Genomic DNA, 19,112 nt, shown 5'->3' with positions numbered 1-19,112 from the left:
GATTCGATGACGAACCACCAGCCTGACCAACCCGGCACACCGATCTACGGGTCATCCGTGCTGCGCACCGAGCCCTTCGCCACCGAAGAGATCCCCACGACCGAGCGCCATGGCCACCCGCGCCAGCAGTTCACCCTCTGGTTCGCCGCGAACATGGTGCTCGCGGTGCTCGTCTCGGGATTCTTCTCGTCGCTGTTCGGCCTGTCGGTCATCCAGGGACTCACCGCGGTTGCCGCAGGAACCCTCGTCGGCGCGATTGTGATGGGCCTGCTCGCGGGCATCGGCACCAAGCTCGGCGTGCCTCAGCAGGTGCAGGGTCGCGGCCCGATGGGCTACTTCGCGAACTTCGTGCCCATCGCCCTGCTCACGATCATCTCTGCCATCGGCTGGACCGCCGTGAACACCGTGTTCGCCGTGATCGCGCTGCAGACCCTCATCGAGGTGCCGTTCTGGATCGCTGCGGCCGTGATCTTCGCCGTGCAGGCCGTCTTCGCGATCTGGGGCCACAACCTCATCCATATGATCAACAAGGTCGCCACGGTGGTGCTCGCCATCCTCTTCGCAGTCATCACGGTGCTGTCGTTCCAGAAGGTCGACTTCGCAGTGGGGGTGAATCCCGAGGCTCCCTTCTACATGGGGGATGTCGCGGGCTGGCTGACGTTCGCCGGGTTCTTCTTCGCCTATGTCATGACCTGGACGCCGTTCGCCTCCGACTTCTCCCGCTACCTCTCGCCGAAGACCTCGCACACCAAGGTGATGGCATACACGGCCGGCGGTTCCTTCGCCGCGATGATGTGGCTCGGAGGCATCGGAGTGCTGGTGTCGAGCTTCGCCGGCGAGCTCGACGCCATCCCGGCGCTCGCTGAGCTCACCGGCACGTGGGCGCCCGTTGCGATGTGGACCGTGGTGCTCTCGACGCTCCCTGTGAGCGCGATGAACCTCTACGGCGGCTCGCTCTCGCTGCTCACCATCCGCATCCCGGTGAACCGGATTGTCGGGGTCATCGTGATCGCGGCTGCGAGCCTCGGGGTGACGTTGCTCATGCAGACGAACCCTTACGGCAGCTTCTATGACTTCTTGCTGATCCTGGCGTACCTCGTTGTTCCGTTCAGCACGATCCTCCTGCTCGATTACTATCTGCGGATGCGCAAGCTCGGCAGGATCGCGGTCGACCAGCTCTTCGACACTCGGCGCGGCATCGAGTGGGGCTTCGTCGCCTGGGTGCTCGCTTGCGCCTTCTCGTCGCTGTTCTGGGCCTCGACGCTCTACACCGGCCCTCTCTCGAGCGTGTTCGCCGACTTCGGTGATGTGTCGTACCTGGCCGGGGCCATTGCCGCGGTAGTCGCGTATCTGGCGTTTCGTCCGCTGCCCGCGCTGTCGAGCCTTTTCGGCCGGAAGGACACCGAGCTGGAGTACGCGAATTGAACCACCCCGCGTCGACCGATTCGACGGCCCTGGTCGTCGTCGACATGCAGCGAGTGTTTGCTTCACCCGACAGCGAATGGCACGTGCGCGGCTATGAGGGGGCGGCCGCGCATGTGACCCGCCTGGTCGCGCAGTTCTCAGGCCCTGTGGTCTGGACGAAGTTCGTCCGCGATCCCGACGAGCGGGGAAGCTGGGGCGCCTACTACGATCGCTGGTCCGGATGCCGCGAAGAGCCGGGCTCGCCGGCGTGGGACCTTACCCTTCCCACCGCCGAGAGCCACGAGGTGCTCGCGCTCCCCACGTTCTCGAAGTGGGGAGCGGAGCTCGCCGCGCTCACTGGCGACGCCGACCAGCTCATCGTGTGCGGTGTCGCGACCGATTGCTGTGTGCTCTCGACGGTGCTAGGCGCGGTCGACGCGGGGAAGGCCGTCACTGTGGTGACCGACGCGTGCGCGGGGATCACCGACACAGCGCACGAGCAAGCGATCGCGCTGATGCAGTTGCTGTCTCCGATGGTCACGCTCGCGACGACGGCCCAGCTGGTCGGTGGCAGCGCTCAGCGTCGGGGAGCCGAGTCTGCTCAGGCGAGCGCTGAATCGCCGTAGTGCATGAGGTCGCCCGGGTCATAGTGCGCCTTGGCCCGGGCGAGCCGGGCGCGCACCGCAGGTGACCAGCTGTGCAGGTGCGACGTGACGCCGTTGAGGCGACCGCGGAAGTTCACCATGGTGTAGCCATTGCCGTACGGTTCCATCGCCTCGAGGAGCCGTTCGAGCGCACCCCTGACATTCGGCGCGTCGGTTGGGGTGAGCGCGCCGACCGCCATGAGTGAGAACGCGGCGTCGCGACCGGTGATCGCATCGTGCCCGCTCGTCGACCCACGGACCGCGACTGCTGTGGAGTGCGCGAGCGCTCCGCCCATGAGCCGCACCTCGGCCATGAGCAGCGGCGTGTTCGTGCCGGCTCCCACTTGCTGCAGCAGGGCGGCCTGCGCCTCCGGGCCGAACTCGCGCAACAGCATGCCGGCGTCTTCGAACGGCAGGGGATCCTGCGGGTCCATGTGCACCGCGTCCAGTTCGAGCATCGTCGTCGAGGTCACGGTGTCCATGATCGGGTTCGATACCGCCCGCATGGGCGCGAGCAGGGCATCGGCCTCCTCCGTCGTGCACTCGCACGCGAATCGCAGGTGCGCCACGAACTGCTTGCGCAGCGGCATTGGCACGCCCGGCATGTCGGGAACCCTGAGCAGAGCGACCGACGCGGATGCCTGCAGGGGGAGCGCCGCGGTCCACTCCGAGAATGCGGAGAGCACCTCAGCAGCATCCGCACCCGGGTACATGATGCCGCCCGCCATGAGGGCCCCGATCGGCAGCAGGTCGAACGTCATCGAGGTGACGATGCCGAGGTTGCCCTTCCCGCCGCGCAGCAGTTCGAAGAGCTCAGGATCGCTCTCGGCGTTCACGGTGTGGAGGCCACCGTCGACGGTCACCAGCTCGCACTCGCGCACCCGGTCTGCCGCGAAGCCGTACGCTCGGCCGAGCACCGGCAGACCGCCTCCGAGCGTGTATCCGACGACGCCGACGTCGCCGGTCGAGCCTGACAATCCGAAGAGGCCGTGCATGGCCGAGCGCTCGTGCACGCTCTTCCACTTGACGCCGGCGCCGACGGTTGCGGTGCGGTCGATCGGTTTGATCTGCACCTCTTGCATGCGGCTCGTGTTGATGAGCATCCCGCCGTACATGGTCTCGGCGTGCCCGTGACCGGTCGCCTGCACGGCGATCGGTAGGGCCCGGTCGCGAGCCCAGTTCACCGCGGCCACGACCTCGCGTCCATTGGTCGGGAAGACCACCACATCCGGTTCGTGCTTCGTCGCCAGGTTGAAGCAGCTGACCGCAGCGGCGTAGTCCGGATCGTCGGGACGCACCAGAGGGTAGGTGAGCGCCCTCTGCAGTTCGGCGGCCGAGTTGATATCCCGCATGGCGGCACCTGCCTCATCGCTCGCGTCGACGGCCTGGTTCACTCGGGCGGGTGGATGCCGGCCCCGGCGCTTTGCAGGGAGTATGCGCCTCGCGATGAACCCGGTCAAGAGGCATCCGCGCGTGCTGGCCGACATGGGCACGCGCGGCTGAGAGCCGCCCCAGACTGGGCCGCGCTCGCTCGCTAGATTCGAGGCGTGCGAGAGACATTGCGTGCCGGTTCCAAAGTCCTGATCACCGCAGCGGTGGCTGCTCTGGCGCTCGCCGGGTGCTCACCGACTTCGGCCGGCAACTCCGAGTCGGGCCGCGATGGCGAGGCGCACAGCATCCTTGCCGAGCACGGTCTCGACGGACTCGACCCGGTATCGCTCGTCGACGAGCTCGATCGGATGCCGCTCGCCGACCGCCCCGACGACCTCGTCGTCTCGGTGCGCCCCGACATGCTGCTCGTCGGCTCGCCGGAGAACATGGACGCGGCCGCGCCGATCGCGTTGCCAGACGACCAGTTCTATCTCTCGATGGCACCGTTCGTCGACGTCACGCACGCCTGCACCTTCCACAGCCTCACCACGTGCGTCGGTGAACTGCAGAACGAAGACATCACCGTGCGGATCACCGACGAGGCGACCGGCGAGGTGCTGCTCGACGAGAGCACGCGCACCTTCGACAACGGCTTCATCGGCTACTGGCTGCCCGCCGACCGGGTGCTCACGGTCCACGTCGAGCACGACGGCCGCATCGGCACGACCGAGGTCTCGACTGGAGCCGACGATCCGACGTGCCTGACGACGCTGCAGCTCGCCTGATCGCCGCTGGAGGCGGCGGCCGGCCTACAGCAGTTCGGCGCGCAGTTCCTCGGGGGAGCGGGGCGACAGCAGCCCGGGCGGCACGTCGAATACGGTCTTGGCTCCGTGCTGACCCGCCGCGGCCAGTCGGTGCACCGCACGCGCATACGCGACCAGCACGCTCGAGGTGAACTCGGGGTTGCTGTCGAGGGCGAGGCGGTACTCGACCACCTGCGAGTGCTCGGCGCTGGTGTTGCCGCTCCGGATCACGAAGCCGCCGTGCGGCATTGCCGCGTGGTCGCGTGCGAGCTCCTCGGCAGAGATGAAGTGCACGGTGGTGTCGTAGTCGGCGAAGTAGTCGGGCATGGTGACGATCGCCTCGCGCACTGCCTCGGCATCCGCGCCATCTTCGAGCACCACGAAGCACTCGCGGGTGTGCTTCTCACGGGTCGACAATGCGGGACGGATGCCGCTGCGCACCTGTTCGATCGCTGCCTCCACGGGCAGGGTGTACTGCACGCCCCCGGCGACACCGTCGAGGCGGCGGATCGCGTCGGAGTGGCCCTGGCTGAGGCCGCGGCCCCAGAACGTGTAGGTCTCGCCGTCTGGGAGCACCGCCTCGCCGAACACGCGATTCAGCGAGAACAGCCCCGGATCCCAGCCCGCCGAGATCAAGGCGGTCGTGCCGGCCTCGGCCGCGGCAGCGTCGACGGCCGCAAAGTGCTCGGGGATGCGCGCGTGAGTGTCGTAGCTGTCGACGATGTTGAACGACGCCGCGAGCTCCGGGCTCTGCACGGGGAGGTCGCTCTTCGACCCGCCGCACAGCACCAGCACATCGATGGTGTCGCGGTGGTCCGCGAGAGCGCTCCAGGGGAAGACCGCTGTGCCGGCTGCCGCGCTCACTGTCTGGGGATCCCGCCGCGTGAATACGCCGACGAGCTCCATGTCGGAGTTCTTCGCGATGGCGGCTTCGACGCCGCGCCCTAGGTTGCCGTACCCCGCTATGCCGATTCGAATCTTGTCGTTCATCGTCGTCTATCGTTTCACGCCCAGCGTGTCGCGAAAAAAGCCCGACTAGTTCAACTTTGAATATGTTACGTTGAACTAGCCATCCAATGACGGACCAGGCCTAGGAAGGAACTTGCACTCTCGTGATCAATCTCCTTGAAGGCGCACGGCGAAGCGGTCTCATCGCAGCCGGAGCGCTCACCGCAGCACTCACTCTCACCGCTTGCGCAGGCGGCCCCGCTCCCGGTTCCGATCCGGTCGATGAGGATGTGCTCATCGACCAGGCGGCCTGTGAGCGCAACGCCGACGTTGGCACCATCACCTATATCTCCGGTTACGGCTACTCGGCGAGCGCGGGGCAGCTCGACGTGTTCCTCGCCGAAGAGTTGGGCTACTTCGATGCGCTGTGTCTCGACGTCGAGATCAACGCCTCGGGTGCCAACGGGCAGCAGCTCGTCTCCTCGGGGCAGGCGCAGTTCACCGCGTTGGGCTCGGCATCCGACGTCATGCTGGCCGCCGCCAATAGCCGCAACCTCACGGCCATCGCGACCTATGGCAGCGTCTCGCCCTTCTCGATCTTCGCCAACGAGAAGATCAAGAGCCTCAAGGACCTCGAAGGCGGCACGCTGGGTTACTTCATCAACCTGACGCCCACCGCGTCGAAGATGCTCGACCAGGCGGGCGTCGACGTGTCGAAGGTCGAGCTGGTGAAGATGACCAACTACGACCCCACTGTCGTGCCCCGGGGCCAGGTCGACGCGATCGTCGGCTACGCCTCGAACCAGCCGCAGACGCTCAAGGCGATGGGGGAGCCGTTCAACGAGTTCCTGCCCGACGACCTCGGCGTGCAGGGCACCTACAACGTCATGGAGGTGAACAGCGAGTTCCTCGAGAAGAACCGTGAGGTCGTTGCCGACTTCATGCGGGCCACGCTCAAGGCGCTCGACTTCTGCCTCACCGACAAGGACGAGTGCATCGACATGATCAGCGAGCTCGCCGCTGAGAACAACCAGGGCGAGGCTTTCCCGCGCGACCAGCAGGAGCGCACGTGGGGCGTCGAGTCGACATGGGTTCGCAGCAACCCTGACCTTCCGCCGGGTGTGCAGACCGAGGAGCAGTGGCAGTCGGAGTACGAGCTGGTGCAGGAGTACGGCGGGCTCACCGACCTGCCTGCCCTCAGCGAGATGATGGACACCGAACTCGTCGCCGGCCTGTACGACGACAACGGCGAGCTCATCTGGCCGGGCGAGTGAGCAACTCCATGCCCGCGCAACAACAGCACGACCAGCAGCGTCTCGCGCACGAGGCGATGCCGCTCGACGAGGGCGGGCCCACCCGGGCCCCCCTCGCCGGGGCGGGAGCCGGTTCGCAAGCGGCCACGGAAGCAGCAGTGCAGGCGGCCGCGCGTACCGGCGGAGTGCGCATCAGCAATGTCTCCAAGAGCTTCGGCACCGACGAATCGCGCACGCTCGTGCTCGACGGCATCGACCTCAGTGTCGGCATGGGCGAGTTCGTCTCGGTCATCGGACCGAGCGGATGCGGCAAGTCGACGCTCCTCAAGGTGATCGCAGGGCTCACGGACGCCGACGGCGGTGAAGTGACCGTCGATGGCAACCCCGTGAGCGCCGCCACCAAGAACAAGATGATCGGCCTCGTGCCGCAGTCGCCTGCCCTCATGCCATGGCGCACGGTGCTCGACAACGTAACGCTGCCGATGTCGGTCAACCGCGGCGCCAACGGCGGCCGGTCGATGCGCGACCCGGTCGAGCTGCTCGAATCGTTCGGGCTCGGCCACGCGATCGACAAGTATCCGGCGCAGCTCTCCGGCGGCATGCAGCAGCGCGTCGCCATCGCTCGCGCCTTCGTGTTCGACCCGAGCGTGCTCCTGATGGACGAGCCCTTCTCGGCACTCGACGAGATGAACCGCGATCAGCAGCGCATGGGCCTGCTCGACTTCTGGCAGTCGAACCGCAAGGCCGTGATCTTCATCACCCACTCGGTGCCCGAGGCGATCATGCTCTCCGACCGCATCGTCGTGATGGCTGCGCATCCGGGGCGCATCGCCGAGATCATCGATGTCGACCTGCCGCGTCCGCGGAGCGTCGACGACTACGCGACCGACGAGTTCCGTGATCTCGAAGGCATCGTGCGCGCGAAGCTTCGCGCCGTCATGGAGCCCGGCGCCGCAGACGCGGCGGCCGGTGGAACGGGGGAGACGCGATGACCGAGGTTCGCGTGCGCGGCGCCCAGTTGACCGCGACGGAGGCCACAGCGACCGTCGGTACCGCGAGCGCTGTGCCGAGCGGTCGTCGCAAGCCCCGGCATCCCGGCCGCCACGTGCCCGCGTCGAGGCGCTGGTACAAGTGGCGCATCTGGCTGCCGCCCGCCGTCACCTTCGTGATCGTCGCCGTCGTGTGGCAGTTGCTCGCGCTGGCCAACCCCTACGTCATCCCCACCATCGACGCGATCGTGGCAAGTCTGCTGCGCGATCCGCAGATGTACTGGGTCAACATGCTCGTGACCCTGCAAGAGGTGGTGATCGGTGCTACTGCCGGCATCCTCGTCGGATTCCTCATCGCCGTGGTCATGGCCGAGTTCGAGATCATGGAGCGCGCCGTGATGCCGCTCTTCGTCGTGATCATGGTCACGCCGATCGTCGCGATCGCGCCCGCGCTCGTCGTGGCCTTCGGCTTCGGCATGATGCCGAAGTACATCGTCACAGCTCTCGTGGTCTTCTTCCCGATGCTGGTCAACTCGCTCGCGGGCCTGCGCGACGTCGACCAACGCACGCTCGATGTGATGCGCACGCTGCATGCGAGCCGCTGGGAGATCTTCCGCGATCTGCGCTTCCCCGGGAGCATGCCCTTCGTGTTCGCCGGGCTGCGCGTGGCGTTGCCGCTCGCGATCGTCGGCGCGGCAGTGGCCGAGTTCGTGGCCGCCGGGCAGCAGGCCGGTCTCGGCTCGCTCGTGACGATCGCCGCCGCACAGGCCAACCTGCCGGTGACGTGGGCCAGCATCGTGCTGCTCTGCGTGCTCGGCGTGCTGATCGTCTCCTTCCTCGCACTGGTTCGCAACCGCGTGCTCTGGTGGAGCGACGGGGAGACCGTCGCCCGCTGACCTGCTGCCGCATCGCGTCGGCAGCGTTCTCTCCCACACAAGGAGCAAAGAAATGAAAATGCTTCGCTTTGGTCTCTTCGAGAACGCCCAGGCGAACGACTCCGGAACCGCCACCTGGCGGCATCCGGCGAACGAGCGCGACCACTTCGAATCGCTCGACTACTGGGTCAAGATCGCGCGCATGTGCGAAGACGCCCGCCTCGACTTCCTCTTCCTCGCCGACGCGTGGGGCTGGTCGGAGGTCGACGGCGAGCGGTTGCCGATCAGCTCTGAGGAGGGGCTCGACTTGCCGCGCCTCGACCCGGCCATCGTCGCGGCCGCGCTCGTGGCAGCAACCACGCGCCTCGGGCTCGTCGTGACCGGCTCGACGCTGCTGGAGCAGCCGTACTCATTCGCCCGCCGCATGGCGACCCTCGACCACATCTCGAAGGGTCGGGTCGGCTGGAACGTCGTCACCACGGGCACGGCCGAGACGGCGGTCGAGGCGTTCGGGATGCCCATGGTCGCGCATGACAAGCGCTATGACATGGCTGACGACTTCATGGAGGTCGTCTACAAGCTGTGGGAAGGATGCTGGGAGCCCGACGCGCTCCAACGCGATAAGGCGGGGCGGTACGCCGATCCGGCCAAGGTGCACCGCATTGAGCACGAAGGGCCCTTCTTCCGCTCGCGCGGCTACGGGAACACCTCCTACTCGCCGCAGGGCACGCCCGTGCTGTTCCAGGCCGGCTCGTCAGACCGAGGTCGCAAGTTCGGCGGCACGCACGGGGAGTGCATCTTCCTCGGCGGCTCACCATCGAAGCTGCCTGATCAGGTACGGGCCATTCGGGCCGAGGCCGTCGCGGCGGGTCGCGCCGCCGATTCCTTGAAGATCATGTCGGCCTTCTCGTGCGTCGTCGGCGCGACTCGTGAGGAAGCGCAGCGAAAGTTCGAACTGATTCTCGAATCGCAGCGGCCGGAGGTAGCGGTGGCCTCGTACGCCATGTTCACTGGCCTTGACCTGTCGTCGTACGCTCCTGATACGCCGATGACGGAGCTGCACACCGAGATGTCGCAGACTCAGGTGCAGCGCTTCGCCGGGCTCACCGTGGGTGACGTGCTGAAGGACTGGCACGCATATGGCGTGCGAGGAAAGCCGGTGGTCGGCACCGCCGAAGACGTCGCCGATGCGATGTGCGAGCTGGCGGAGCGCGCTGACCTCGACGGGTTCCTGCTCACTCCGGTGGTGCAACCCATGTCGACGGTCGACTTCGTCGAGCAGGTGCTCCCGATCCTGCGCGAGCGAGGTGTCGCTGCCCAGGACTACCAGGGTGAGAGCCTGCGCGAGCGCCTGGTCGGCACGCCTTCGCCGGTGCTGCGCGATGACCACCCGGGCGCCGCGTACCGGGCGCAGCTCGCGGCAGCGCGGTAGGGCACTGACAGCATCCGGCCGGCTTGGTGCCATGCTCCGCCGGCCGGATGCGCCGTCGGGAGGCTTGTGTCGGCATCCTGCGCACTGCCGGGGGTCGTATCTGGTTTTCTATGGAGCGGCGGCGCCCGGTGCGCTCAGGCGGTCTCGCCGGCGAAACGGTACTCGCCCGCCTCGAGCCGGCCGCGCAGTTGGCGCGCCCACTCCTGCTCGCCGCGCAGACGAGCAGTCGAGTACTCGAAGAATTCGCGCACATACTTCGGCGTCGAGCTCGACCGCTCCACGTCGTCGATCTCGTATGAGTTGCTCTTGATGCGCGCGTCGATCTCATGGATGCGATGCTCCAGGGCCTCGATCACCTCGCCCCGCTTGAGCGCGTACATGAACGAGGTCGTGGCCATGATGGGCTTGATGTCGAAGGTCTCGACCGTCCAGAGGGCGCGGCGCAGCATCCGCATGAACTCGACCTCGCCCTCCGGCGTGAGTTCATAGGTCGTGCGCTCGGGGCGGTTGCCCTCGATCTCTACGCCCGCCTCGCTGATGTAGCCGTCCTTCTTCAACGAACGCAATGCGTTGTAGATCGAGCCGGGTTGGATGTTCGCCCACTCGTCGACATGCCAGGTCAGCAGTTCTCTGCGCAGGAAGTAGCCATGCACCGGCTGGAACTGGTACACGGCGCCGAGCACGACGAGGCGTGTGGTGGACGACATGGCTCTCATCGTATGGGGAGCCGAGCCGACTCAGATGCTTGCGCGCCGCCCGGCACGTTAGTAGCGTTGTGATTAATCAAACTTGAATATCAACGCTGGTGACGCCGCTCAGGCGAGAGGCGCATCATCGAGGATGTATGGAAGAGGAAGAAGCCATGCCAGTACAGGCGCACGCCACGTTGGATCAGCTGGCCCTCCGCGAAGCGTTCTCGCTGTATCCGACGGGTGTCGTGGCTCTCTGCGCGCTTCGCGAAGGAGCGCCCGTCGGCATCGCTGTGAACTCGTTCACCTCGATCTCGCTCGACCCGCCTCTCGTGGCCGTCAGCATCGCACGTACCTCGACCACCTGGCCGCTGCTCGCCGACCGCCGCCTCGGGCTGAGCGTGCTCAGCGCGGAGCACGGAGGGCTCGCGCGAGCGCTGGCGTCGCGCAGCGGCGACCGCTTCGCCAATGCGCAGTGGCGCGCGACCGATGGGGGAGCAGTGCTCATCGAGGGCGCAGCGCTCTGGCTCGAGTGCGACCCCTGGGCGCGCTATGACGGCGGTGACCACGAAGTCGTGCTGTTGCGGGTGGAGCATGCCGAGACGTTCCCAGGTGTCGCGCCGCTCGTGTTCCACCAGAGTCGCTTCCGTGCGCTCGACGAGGCGTGAACGTGCCCCGGCAGTGAATCGTCGCCGTCCGAGCGCCTGTGGCTGAGCTCGCTCGGCTACGTGCGCACTGTGCCGCCTCTGCGCCAGTCACGCTGACGCGGCCGTTGACGCGCGTGGCAGTGGCGGGCTTCCGGCGGACGATGCACCGTTGAGGAACGCCTTGAGGGGCCAAGAGGCCCTCGCATGCCGAAGCGCCGCGCACAGCGCAGAAGGCGCAAAGCGGCGCATGAGGCGCGGGGAAGTGCGAGAACAGTGAAGAACGGAGTGCACGCCGTGGCGGAAGCGCACGAGACAGCCGATCAGCGCAACGCGATCGGACGCACCGAATGGGTGATCGCGGAGGGGTACATCCCCTCTGGCGGCACCGGCGGATCACCGGCGCTCGAGAGTCACGAGACGGCCTGCATCCTCAACGCTTCGGACTCTCCCGCGAACGTGGAGATCACCATCTACTTCAGCGACCGTGAACCCGCTGGGCCGTACCGGCTCACCGTGCAACCGCGACGCACACTGCACCAGCGCTTCAATGACCTGAGCGACCCCGAGGACGTGCCACGCGATACCGACTATGCGGCCGTGATCCGCAGTGACGTGCCCATCGTCGTGCAGCACACGCGGTTGGACTCGCGTCAATCGGCGCTCGCACTGCTGTCGACCATCGCCTGGGCGGGGTGAGCGCGCAAGGCGAAGCGGCGTGCGGGACGCGTCATCAGAGACGCCCCGCACGCCGCAGGAGATGTGGTGCCGCGGCACCACCTCATTCAGCTCAGATGGAGCGGATCTTCTCCGCCTGAAGCCCCTTGGGGCCCCGTGCCGTCTCGAACTCGACGCGCTGGTTTTCCTCGAGGCTGCGGTAGCCGTTGCTCTCGATCGCACTGAAGTGCGCGAACACGTCGGCGCTGCCGTCGTCAGGGGTGATGAAGCCGAAGCCCTTTTCCGCGTTGAACCATTTCACGGTGCCAGTGGCCATGATGTTTTCTTTCTTGTTGTTGAGTCGAGCCGCGACTGCGGCCCGTTCGGCCGCGCCGCGGGGGCGCAGACGTGCGTGGGGATGCGCTCGACATCCGAGGAGACAGCGACGAGGCGCTGCTCGAGCAGGCATTCCAGCGACCGGATGCCGCGATCCTGTGCGCCGGAGGCCGTCGGCGCCGCTATGACGCAGCTCGAACGGCGAGTGGCAGGGGTCATGAAGGGCGCGGCGGCACGAAGAGCCGTGCGCGACGACGCCGAGCACTGGCCATGTGCGGCGGAGGGTGATGCGATGAAGATACTGCGTCGATTCCTAATTGAGATTCGCGCCTTCGTTGGCGCTCATCGAAAGTCTGTGGTGACAGCCTCACACCCGGCGGAACCGATTGACCATGGGACAGTCGAACGGATCACGTGCGGCGAGGCCGACCCGATTCAAGTACTCGATGACGATCGCGTACGAGCGAATCAGATTCGTCTCAGTGTAGGGCACGCCCAGCGTTTGGCAATGCTCGCGCACGATTGTGCGTGCTCTCGCGAGGTGCGGCCGGGGCATATTGGGGAACAAGTGGTGCTCGACCTGGTAGTTCAGGCCGCCCATGAGCGCCGAAGCCCACCAGCCGCCGCTGATGTTCCTCGAGGTGCGCACCTGCTTGCTGAAGAAGTCGAGCTTCTCGTCGGCTCCGATGATCGGCATGCCCTTGTGGTTGGGCGCGAACGAGGCGCCCATGTAGACGCCGAAGACCGCGAGCTGCACACCGAGGAATGCAAAGGCCATGCCGAGCGGGAGGCTCGCAAAGATCACCGTGAGGTACAGCGCGAACCGAATAGCGATCGCGGTGAGCTCGACCCATCGGCCCTTCACCGGCCCGCGCGCGAACAGGGTTCGGACCGAGCGGTAGTGCAGGTTCAAGCCTTCGAGCAGCAGCAGCGGGAAGAACAGGTAGCCCTGCTTGCGAGTGATCAGGGCGATGATGCCGCGTTGCTTGGCGGCATCCTGCTCGATGAACGAGATGGTGTCGAACTCGATGTCGGGGTCCTTGCCCACCTTGTTCGGGTTCGCGTGGTGCCTCGTGTGCTTGTTCATCCACCACGCGTAGCTCATGCCGACGACGAAGGTCGCGAGGAACCGTCCGAGCCGGTCGTTCGCCGGGCCGGAATGCAGCACCTGGCGGTGCGAGGCCTCATGAGCGAGGAAGGCGAACTGGGTGAAGATCACGCCGAGGGCCCCGGCGATGAGCAACTGGAGCCAGCTGTCGCCGAGCAGCACGAAGCCGAAGCCCGCGCCGACGAGCGCGGCCGTCAGCCCGAGCCCGAGCATCGCGTAGAACCGGTGCGTGCGGCGAAGCAGTCCTGATTCCTTGATCACGCGCGAGACGGCGGTGTACGACTGCGTGATGTTCGGACGGTCGGTCTTGGGGGTGGTGCCGCGCACGGCTCCGAGGGTCGAGGTCAGACCAGGGGTGGAATGAGTGGTGGAGATGAGAAACCCAATGAATCGGCGGCCAGAGCCGCAGCGGCGAGAGCCGCACGTACGCCAAAGGCAGAACGCCGATCGCTGGTTCCGAGCCTAACCCCGCTTGCCGTGAGGGGGCTGGCAGTTCGCCTTCTCGGTGGTTCGCCGGGCGCCGCCCGCCATTGGTTCAGCCGAGCAGTCAGCCGAGCCAGGTCACCGGCACGATCGCGGTGAGCACCGCCGCGATCGCGAAGATGCCGGTGCCGAACGCGATGAGCGTCCACTGCGTGCGACGGCGCCTGACGACGGCCGCGACACCGAGCAGGAACAGCGTGATGGCCATGAGCGTGGTGTTGAGCTCGAGACGGTCGGAGTAGGCGTTGTAGAGGTCGCCCTCTTCGATCATCGCGGCGCTGGCGCTGTCCTGCTCCTGCCAGGCGCCGAAGCGGGCGGCGAAGTACTCTTCCGAGTCGAACGGCCCGACGTAGCCGTCCGCGGCATCCTGCTCCTGCGACCAGATCATGGCTGCGTCGAGCACTTCATCGACCGAGACGAAGTGCAGAGTGTCGAACTTCGTCGACGCGGCTGCGGCGATCGCCGGGTCGGGGTTCTCCATGTCGACCGTGAGCTCGGTGAGCCGCGCGAAGGTCTGCACGTCCTGCACGAAGAGCTGGTTCGCCTCGAGGTAGAGCGACTCCGCCTCGGTCTGCGCGCTCTGGCCCTTCGCATACGACGAGTCCGTCATACCGCCGTAGAGGGCGGCCTGAAAGGTCGCCCAGGCAGTGAACACCGATGCGACGCCCAGCAGGATCACGATCACCAGCTCGGTGTTGCCGAAGAGGTCGGCGAGCCTGAAGCCGCGATCGGGCCCCTCCGACGCGGACGGCTGCGCGGCTTCTGGGGTGGTCTGAGTGGTGTCGAGCGTCGTCACTCGTGCTCCTGAGCTGTTCGGGAACGCGTCACCTCGCTGTCGAGCGATCGCGATCGACGACATGAGCGGGCGTGCGGGTGCGGGGGATGATCGGGGCGCCGCGGGTGCGGCGAGAGTACGGTACTGCGCCGGATGCCGTCAGCGGTGTCGTCGGCGCGGAACTTCCCGCGTTTTGGGGGTGTGCTCTCCGACGTGCGCGGAAGTCTGGCGCGAGCCTCGCGGAGCGCACAGAATGGCGGCGCGGGCCGCGCCCTGCGGTGCCACTGGCGAGGGCTGTCGGCGCAGACACTATTCCCAAAAGGTCTTGGAGGACGCCATGGCGCAGCTCAACGCTTATCTGCAGTTTCGCGACAATGCGCGCGAGGCGATCACGTTCTACCAGTCGGTCTTCGGCGGCGATCTGACGCTCAGCACCTTCGGCGAGTTCGGTATCACTGACGACCCTGCGCACTCGAACATGGTCATGCACGCGCAGTTGATGGCCCCGGGAGGGCTCGCCCTCATGGCTGCCGATACGCCCCCGGGCATGGACTACAACGGCGGTTCGAGCATCTCGCTCTCCCTCAGCGGCCCGGCCGGCGACGATGCACTGCTCAGGGGCTACTGGGAGAAGCTGCTCGAGGGCGGAGAAGTCCGAGAACCGCTTGCCCAGGCGCCGTGGGGCGACAGCTTCGGCATGCTGCGCGACCGTTTCGGCATCAACTGGATGGTCAATATCGCCGGGGCGGGAGAGGGCGCCGCGGGCTCGGGCATGGGCGAGAGCGTCGCCGAACCCGGCGGCGAGGCGTCCGGCGCGGCCGACTGAGGCGTGCGCCTCTCGCCCGATGCTGGTGCGCAATGCCATCCTGAGGCCATGGGCATGTGGGTCGGGTGGATCGAGTTCGACATCCTGCTCGGCGATGTGCATTCGCTGAAGGAGAAGCGTTCCTACGTGCGGCCCCTGATCGCCGATCTCCGCCGCAAGTTCCAGCTCTCGGCATCCGAAGTCGACCATCTCGATCTGCACCGCCGCGTGGCGGTCGGTGTCTGCGCCGCCTCATCGGCGAGGCAGCACCTGGTCGAGTTGATCGATGACGTCGAGCGGTACGTAGCCAACCGTCCAGAGATCGACCTGTTGGCGAGCCGCCGCGGCTATCACCACTCGGAGGACTGAGCTGCCTCGAAGACCGAGCGCTGGAAGAGGAAGAGGCACAAGGCCGTTCGGCTCTGGTGCCGCGGACGGCCGGAGAGCACGATGAACGCCATGCAGAAGATCACGCCGTGCCTGTGGTTCAACGAAGAAGCCGAGCAAGCAGCGATGTTCTATTGCTCGGTATTCAGGGAGGGGCGCGTGCTCTCGGTGTCGCGCTACGGACCGGACGACCGGATGCCGGAGGGCACCGCTCTCGTGGTCGAGTTCGAGCTCGCGGGGCAGCGGTTCCAGGCGCTCAACGGTGGTACCGACTTCCCATTCACCGAGGCGATCTCTCTCTCGATCGAAACAGCCGACCAGGCTGAGACCGACTACTACTGGGAAGCGCTCACCGCCGGCGGAGGAGCTCCCGGCCCGTGCGGCTGGTTGAAGGACCGGTTCGGGCTCTCATGGCAGGTCGTGCCGAAGGCATATGTCGACTTGATCTCGACGAGCGACTCCTCGGCCGTCGCTCGTATCAACGCGGCCCTGTACACGATGCAGAAGATCGTCATCGCCGACCTCGTCGCGGCTCGCGACGGCGAAGCAGCCGGCGACGCGGTCGGCGATCCTCGCTGAAGTGACCTGGTCGTTCGTCCCGTGAGCGCATGCCGTGCTCGCTCGCTCTCGGGTGCGCCGACGCTAGACTGAGCCGCAACTGCAGTGCTGCGGGGGCGCACGACTGCAGCGCTCCGGAGCTCTGCGACATCGGGCGACGACAAAGGCAGGGCCGGTGAACATCAGCCGACACGCGCGACTGGGTCGCGGGCTGCTTGCCGCCACGCTCGCCGTGCTCACCGCCGCGCTCTCACACGGCATCGCCGATGGTGCGGCTCCCAGTGTTCTCGCGCTCGTGCTCGGTCTCGCGGGAGCGGCGCTCGTCTCCGTTCCCCTGGCCGGTCGCAAGCTCAGCTGGGCCGCGCTCGTCGCCGCGGTGGTGCTGAGCCAGGCGATCTTCCACGGCCTCTTCACGCTGTTCGGGCCGCAGCACAGCTACGTCACCGGTTCGGCAGCGCGGGCGTCCACTCAGAACCACGCTCATCACCTGGTGACGCTCGCTGATCTCGGCGCAACGCAGGGAGCGGCTGTCAGCGCCGTCGACGCCCACGCGGGGCATGACGACGCCGTCATGTGGGTCGCGCACCTCGCTGCCGCGGTGGTCACGGTGCTCGCGCTGCGGCATGGCGAGTCGACTCTGTGGCGCCTGTTCGAACTCGCACTCGGCTGGCGGGTCGAGCGGATGTCGCAGCCGCTGCGACCGATCCGCCTCTCGCCGGCGCGCCTGCTCACATCGTTCACCGCTCCGCTCCGCCCCGTCTCCCTCACGATCGGTGGCGCCGCTCGCTATCGCGGGCCTCCCGTGATGTCTGTCTGATCAGACCGACCATCACGATTTCGCGCGCCGCTGACGCGTTCGACGCCGCCTGAGCCGGCGCGACGCCGCCTGCAGCAGCGCGATGCCGCCCGTCGGGCGGCCGAAGGAGCAACCCTTGAACACGAACACGAACACGAACACGAACACCCTCGCCCACGGCATCCTCGATAAGCACAGGAAGCGGAGCATCGCTCGCGGCCCTCGGAGCCGCTCGGTACTCGCCGCGGCGGCTCTCGCGATCGCCGCCGGCCTCTCGCTCGCATCCTGCGCCCCTCAGGCCGGCGCACGAGGCACGGAAGCGGAGAAGATCGAACTCCATGACGTCTGGGCCAAGGCGGCCCTGCAGGCCGACGGCATGACCGGCATCTTCGCCGAGGCGGTCAATGCCTCCGACTCGCTCGTCACGGTAACCGGTGTCGAGAGCGAGGTTGCCGGCGTCGCCGAACTGCACGAGATCGTCATCGACGATCGCGGGGCGAGCGTCATGCGCGAGAAGCAGGACGGCTTCGAGATCCCGGCGAACGGCACGCGCACCTTTGCGCCGGGAGGTGACCACCTCATGCTCATGCAACTCGAGCGAGACCTGAAGCCGGGGGAGAGCGTGGCGTTCACGTTGCGTTTCGCCGACGGGTCGAGCAGCGATCACGTGGCGATCGTGAAGGAGTACGCGGGCGCGAACGAGAACTACGGCGACCACGACCCCGACGGCGATCACGATCACGGCCACGACGGCGATCACGATCACGGCGGCGAGGACCACTGATGCCCGCCGAGCGCATCACCGACTCCCGGACGCGGAGCGAGCGGGGCGTCTCGCGGCGGCACCTTCTCACGGGAGGCGTCGCCGCGGCTGCCGGTGCCGCAGTGGCGCTCGGCGGCGATCGTGCCGCTCGGGCCATGGTCGCCGAGTCCGAGTCGGGCAGAGCGGATGCCGCTGGTTCTTCCATCGTTCCGTTCTTTGGGGCGCACCAAGCCGGAATCGCGACGCCGCCGCAGGCGCACGCGGTGTTCATCGCGTTCGATCTGCGCGATGACGTCGATCGTGACGGCATCCGCCGCCTGCTCGTGCTGCTCACCGACGATGCGGCCAGGCTGACCGCCGGCCGGCCGCCGCTCGGCGACCAGGAGCCCGAGTTGGCCGAGCACCCGGCGAATCTCACCGTCACCTTCGGGTTTGGACCCAGACTCGTCGAGCGTGTCGACCCCGGCAAGGTTCCTTCCTGGCTGGGGCCGCTGCCATCGTTCGGGATCGACCGGCTCGAAGCGCGGTGGAGCGATGGCGATCTCATGCTGCAGCTCGCGAGCGACGACCCGGTCACGCTCGCGCACGCCCTGCGGATGCTGCGAAAAGACGCGCGCGCGTTCACCACGGTGCGATGGGTGCAACCGGGCTTCCGGCGCGCGCACGGAACCGAACAACCGGGTGCGACCATGCGCAACCTCTTCGGGCAGCTCGACGGCACCGTGAACCCTCAGCCGGGCTCAGACGACTTCGACCGCCTGGTGTGGGTCGACGATGCCGGCTGGCTCAGCGCAGGAACGAGTCTCGTGCTGAGGCGCATCGCCATGGATCTGGATGCCTGGGACGAACTCGACCGGCCGGCGCGGGAGCAATCAGTGGGGCGCACGCTCGCCACGGGGGCGCCGCTGACCGGAGCCGACGAGCACGACGAGCCAGATCTCACGGCGACGAATGCGATCGGGCTGCCGGTCATTCCCGCGTTCGCTCACATTCGTCGGGCTCGCACCGGCGACGTTCGAGAGAGGATCTTCCGCCGGGCGTACAACTACGAGACGCCGGAGGGTTCGGCAGGGCTGCTCTTCGGCTCATTCCAAGCCGATCCCGAGCGGCAGTTCGTGCCCATCCAGCGGCGGCTCGACGAACTCGACCTGCTCAATGTGTGGACCACGCCGATCGGATCGGCGGTCTTCGCCGTGCCTCCTGGCTGCGCTGAAGGCGGGTTCATCGGCGAGTCGATGTTCTGAGCTCGTCGGATGCTGCGACAGCTCTGGGGCGGCCCTGCCACCGCCCCAGAGCGACGCCTTCCATTCGCCCCGGCCGTTCCCCTAGGCTGGTCGTTCACGATCGCTGCTGCGTGCTTCGCAGGGAAGCCCGTAGTGCGACCGTGCGCCG

21 protein-coding genes are annotated in these 19,112 nt (G+C 67.1%); 15 read left to right on the top strand and 6 right to left on the bottom strand.

Translation table 11 applies throughout. The features are described 5' to 3' along the window. Positions 1–6: 6 nt before the first annotated feature. On the top strand, positions 7–1,425 hold the full coding sequence (locus QF206_RS04810) for a purine-cytosine permease family protein (protein WP_281488032.1): 1,419 nt from the start codon (positions 7–9) through the stop codon (positions 1,423–1,425). Beyond that, positions 1,422–2,030 carry a cysteine hydrolase family protein gene (locus QF206_RS04805; protein ID WP_281488031.1) on the top strand — a complete coding sequence of 203 codons (609 nt, stop codon included), beginning with the start codon at positions 1,422–1,424 and terminating at the stop codon, positions 2,028–2,030. Before QF206_RS04810 ends, QF206_RS04805 begins: the two co-directional genes overlap by 4 nt. On the opposite strand, the gene QF206_RS04800 is transcribed toward QF206_RS04805, so the two are convergent. After that, entirely contained in the window at positions 2,006–3,400 is a 1,395-nt protein-coding gene (locus tag QF206_RS04800) for an FAD-binding oxidoreductase (RefSeq protein ID WP_281488030.1), read from the bottom strand. The genes QF206_RS04805 and QF206_RS04800 overlap by 25 nt on opposite strands. 195 nt (positions 3,401–3,595) lie before the next feature. On the opposite strand from QF206_RS04800, the gene QF206_RS04795 reads away from it, so the two are divergent. After that, positions 3,596–4,204, top strand: coding sequence for a CueP family metal-binding protein (locus QF206_RS04795; protein ID WP_281488029.1), 609 nt, complete (start codon positions 3,596–3,598; stop codon positions 4,202–4,204). A 24-nt stretch (positions 4,205–4,228) separates the two neighbouring features. Here the strand turns inward: QF206_RS04795 and QF206_RS04790 are convergent, their stop codons facing one another. Further along, entirely contained in the window at positions 4,229–5,212 is a 984-nt protein-coding gene (locus QF206_RS04790; RefSeq protein ID WP_281488028.1) for a diaminopimelate dehydrogenase, read from the bottom strand. A gap of 122 nt (positions 5,213–5,334) precedes the next feature. Between QF206_RS04790 and QF206_RS04785 the strand changes: the two genes are divergently transcribed. From QF206_RS04785 to QF206_RS04770, 4 genes are read left to right on the top strand one after another with little or no spacing between them, the layout of a single operon-like run. Beyond that, on the top strand, positions 5,335–6,444 hold the full coding sequence (locus tag QF206_RS04785; protein ID WP_281488027.1) for an ABC transporter substrate-binding protein: 1,110 nt from the start codon (positions 5,335–5,337) through the stop codon (positions 6,442–6,444). 8 nt (positions 6,445–6,452) lie between these two features. Next, complete coding sequence (locus QF206_RS04780) at positions 6,453–7,415, top strand: ABC transporter ATP-binding protein (RefSeq protein ID WP_281488026.1); 963 nt, start codon at positions 6,453–6,455, stop codon at positions 7,413–7,415. Continuing rightward, positions 7,412–8,308 carry an ABC transporter permease gene (locus QF206_RS04775; protein WP_281488025.1) on the top strand — a complete coding sequence of 299 codons (897 nt, stop codon included), beginning with the start codon at positions 7,412–7,414 and terminating at the stop codon, positions 8,306–8,308. The genes QF206_RS04780 and QF206_RS04775 overlap by 4 nt, the downstream gene beginning before the upstream one ends. Before the next feature lie 52 nt (positions 8,309–8,360). Beyond that, entirely contained in the window at positions 8,361–9,719 is a 1,359-nt protein-coding gene (locus QF206_RS04770) for an NtaA/DmoA family FMN-dependent monooxygenase (protein WP_281488024.1), read from the top strand. Positions 9,720–9,853: 134 nt separating this feature from the next. On the opposite strand, the gene QF206_RS04765 is transcribed toward QF206_RS04770, so the two are convergent. Further along, positions 9,854–10,426, bottom strand: a complete 573-nt coding sequence (locus QF206_RS04765; protein WP_281488023.1) for a PadR family transcriptional regulator — start codon at positions 10,424–10,426, stop codon at positions 9,854–9,856. A 155-nt stretch (positions 10,427–10,581) separates the two neighbouring features. Between QF206_RS04765 and QF206_RS04760 the strand changes: the two genes are divergently transcribed. Beyond that, positions 10,582–11,076, top strand: coding sequence for a flavin reductase family protein (locus QF206_RS04760; protein ID WP_281488022.1), 495 nt, complete (start codon positions 10,582–10,584; stop codon positions 11,074–11,076). A gap of 273 nt (positions 11,077–11,349) precedes the next feature. Further along, a complete protein-coding gene (locus tag QF206_RS04755) occupies positions 11,350–11,751 on the top strand; it encodes a sensory rhodopsin transducer (RefSeq protein ID WP_281488021.1) in 402 nt (133 codons plus the stop codon). Between the two features lie 91 nt (positions 11,752–11,842). Here QF206_RS04755 and QF206_RS04750 read toward each other — a convergent pair whose 3' ends face one another. From QF206_RS04750 to QF206_RS04740, 3 genes are all read right to left on the bottom strand, one after another. Next, positions 11,843–12,046 carry a cold-shock protein gene (locus QF206_RS04750; RefSeq protein WP_281488020.1) on the bottom strand — a complete coding sequence of 68 codons (204 nt, stop codon included), beginning with the start codon at positions 12,044–12,046 and terminating at the stop codon, positions 11,843–11,845. 366 nt (positions 12,047–12,412) lie between these two features. Continuing rightward, positions 12,413–13,501 (bottom strand): fatty acid desaturase family protein, encoded by a 1,089-nt coding sequence (locus tag QF206_RS04745; RefSeq protein ID WP_281488141.1) that lies wholly within the window; start codon positions 13,499–13,501, stop codon positions 12,413–12,415. 199 nt (positions 13,502–13,700) lie between these two features. Next, positions 13,701–14,432: a hypothetical protein gene (locus QF206_RS04740; protein ID WP_281488019.1), complete on the bottom strand. Its 732-nt coding sequence runs from the start codon at positions 14,430–14,432 to the stop codon at positions 13,701–13,703. Positions 14,433–14,748: 316 nt separating this feature from the next. Here QF206_RS04740 and QF206_RS04735 point away from each other — a divergent pair, with 316 nt between their 5' ends. The 6 genes from QF206_RS04735 to QF206_RS04710 all read left to right on the top strand — a co-directional run bounded on the left by QF206_RS04735 (position 14,749) and on the right by QF206_RS04710 (position 18,964). Further along, positions 14,749–15,237 (top strand): VOC family protein, encoded by a 489-nt coding sequence (locus QF206_RS04735; protein ID WP_281488018.1) that lies wholly within the window; start codon positions 14,749–14,751, stop codon positions 15,235–15,237. A 54-nt stretch (positions 15,238–15,291) separates the two neighbouring features. Continuing rightward, positions 15,292–15,585 carry a DUF503 domain-containing protein gene (locus QF206_RS04730; protein WP_281488140.1) on the top strand — a complete coding sequence of 98 codons (294 nt, stop codon included), beginning with the start codon at positions 15,292–15,294 and terminating at the stop codon, positions 15,583–15,585. A gap of 81 nt (positions 15,586–15,666) precedes the next feature. Continuing rightward, complete coding sequence (locus QF206_RS04725; RefSeq protein ID WP_340309586.1) at positions 15,667–16,182, top strand: VOC family protein; 516 nt, start codon at positions 15,667–15,669, stop codon at positions 16,180–16,182. 154 nt (positions 16,183–16,336) lie between these two features. Further along, entirely contained in the window at positions 16,337–16,978 is a 642-nt protein-coding gene (locus tag QF206_RS04720) for a hypothetical protein (RefSeq protein ID WP_281488017.1), read from the top strand. Positions 16,979–17,093: 115 nt separating this feature from the next. Continuing rightward, a complete protein-coding gene (locus QF206_RS04715; RefSeq protein ID WP_281488016.1) occupies positions 17,094–17,741 on the top strand; it encodes a copper chaperone PCu(A)C in 648 nt (215 codons plus the stop codon). Beyond that, the gene (locus tag QF206_RS04710) at positions 17,741–18,964 is read left to right on the top strand and encodes a Dyp-type peroxidase (RefSeq protein ID WP_281488015.1); all 1,224 of its coding nucleotides are present in this window, start codon (positions 17,741–17,743) and stop codon (positions 18,962–18,964) included. Before QF206_RS04715 ends, QF206_RS04710 begins: the two co-directional genes overlap by 1 nt. Positions 18,965–19,112: the final 148 nt, after the last annotated feature.

Origin of the sequence: Ruicaihuangia caeni (assembly GCF_029952955.1) — a bacterium.
Taxonomy (GTDB): domain Bacteria; phylum Actinomycetota; class Actinomycetes; order Actinomycetales; family Microbacteriaceae; genus Ruicaihuangia; species Ruicaihuangia caeni.
The sequence above is the reverse complement of the archived record's forward strand: the minus strand, read 5'-3'. Positions and strand labels throughout refer to the sequence as shown.

What these genes read in the sequence shown, in the direction of transcription:
- QF206_RS04810 (WP_281488032.1), top strand. Translation starts at nt 7, where the DNA reads ATGACGAACCACCAGCCTGACCAACCCGGCACACCGATCTACGGGTCA.
- QF206_RS04800 (WP_281488030.1), bottom strand. Translation starts at nt 3,400, where the DNA reads ATGCGGGATATCAACTCGGCCGCCGAACTGCAGAGGGCGCTCACCTAC.
- QF206_RS04790 (WP_281488028.1), bottom strand. Translation starts at nt 5,212, where the DNA reads ATGAACGACAAGATTCGAATCGGCATAGCGGGGTACGGCAACCTAGGG.
- QF206_RS04780 (WP_281488026.1), top strand. Translation starts at nt 6,453, where the DNA reads ATGCCCGCGCAACAACAGCACGACCAGCAGCGTCTCGCGCACGAGGCG.
- QF206_RS04775 (WP_281488025.1), top strand. Translation starts at nt 7,412, where the DNA reads ATGACCGAGGTTCGCGTGCGCGGCGCCCAGTTGACCGCGACGGAGGCC.
- QF206_RS04770 (WP_281488024.1), top strand. Translation starts at nt 8,361, where the DNA reads ATGAAAATGCTTCGCTTTGGTCTCTTCGAGAACGCCCAGGCGAACGAC.
- QF206_RS04765 (WP_281488023.1), bottom strand. Translation starts at nt 10,426, where the DNA reads ATGTCGTCCACCACACGCCTCGTCGTGCTCGGCGCCGTGTACCAGTTC.
- QF206_RS04760 (WP_281488022.1), top strand. Translation starts at nt 10,582, where the DNA reads ATGCCAGTACAGGCGCACGCCACGTTGGATCAGCTGGCCCTCCGCGAA.
- QF206_RS04750 (WP_281488020.1), bottom strand. Translation starts at nt 12,046, where the DNA reads ATGGCCACTGGCACCGTGAAATGGTTCAACGCGGAAAAGGGCTTCGGC.
- QF206_RS04735 (WP_281488018.1), top strand. Translation starts at nt 14,749, where the DNA reads ATGGCGCAGCTCAACGCTTATCTGCAGTTTCGCGACAATGCGCGCGAG.
- QF206_RS04730 (WP_281488140.1), top strand. Translation starts at nt 15,292, where the DNA reads ATGTGGGTCGGGTGGATCGAGTTCGACATCCTGCTCGGCGATGTGCAT.
- QF206_RS04725 (WP_340309586.1), top strand. Translation starts at nt 15,667, where the DNA reads ATGAACGCCATGCAGAAGATCACGCCGTGCCTGTGGTTCAACGAAGAA.
- QF206_RS04710 (WP_281488015.1), top strand. Translation starts at nt 17,741, where the DNA reads ATGCCCGCCGAGCGCATCACCGACTCCCGGACGCGGAGCGAGCGGGGC.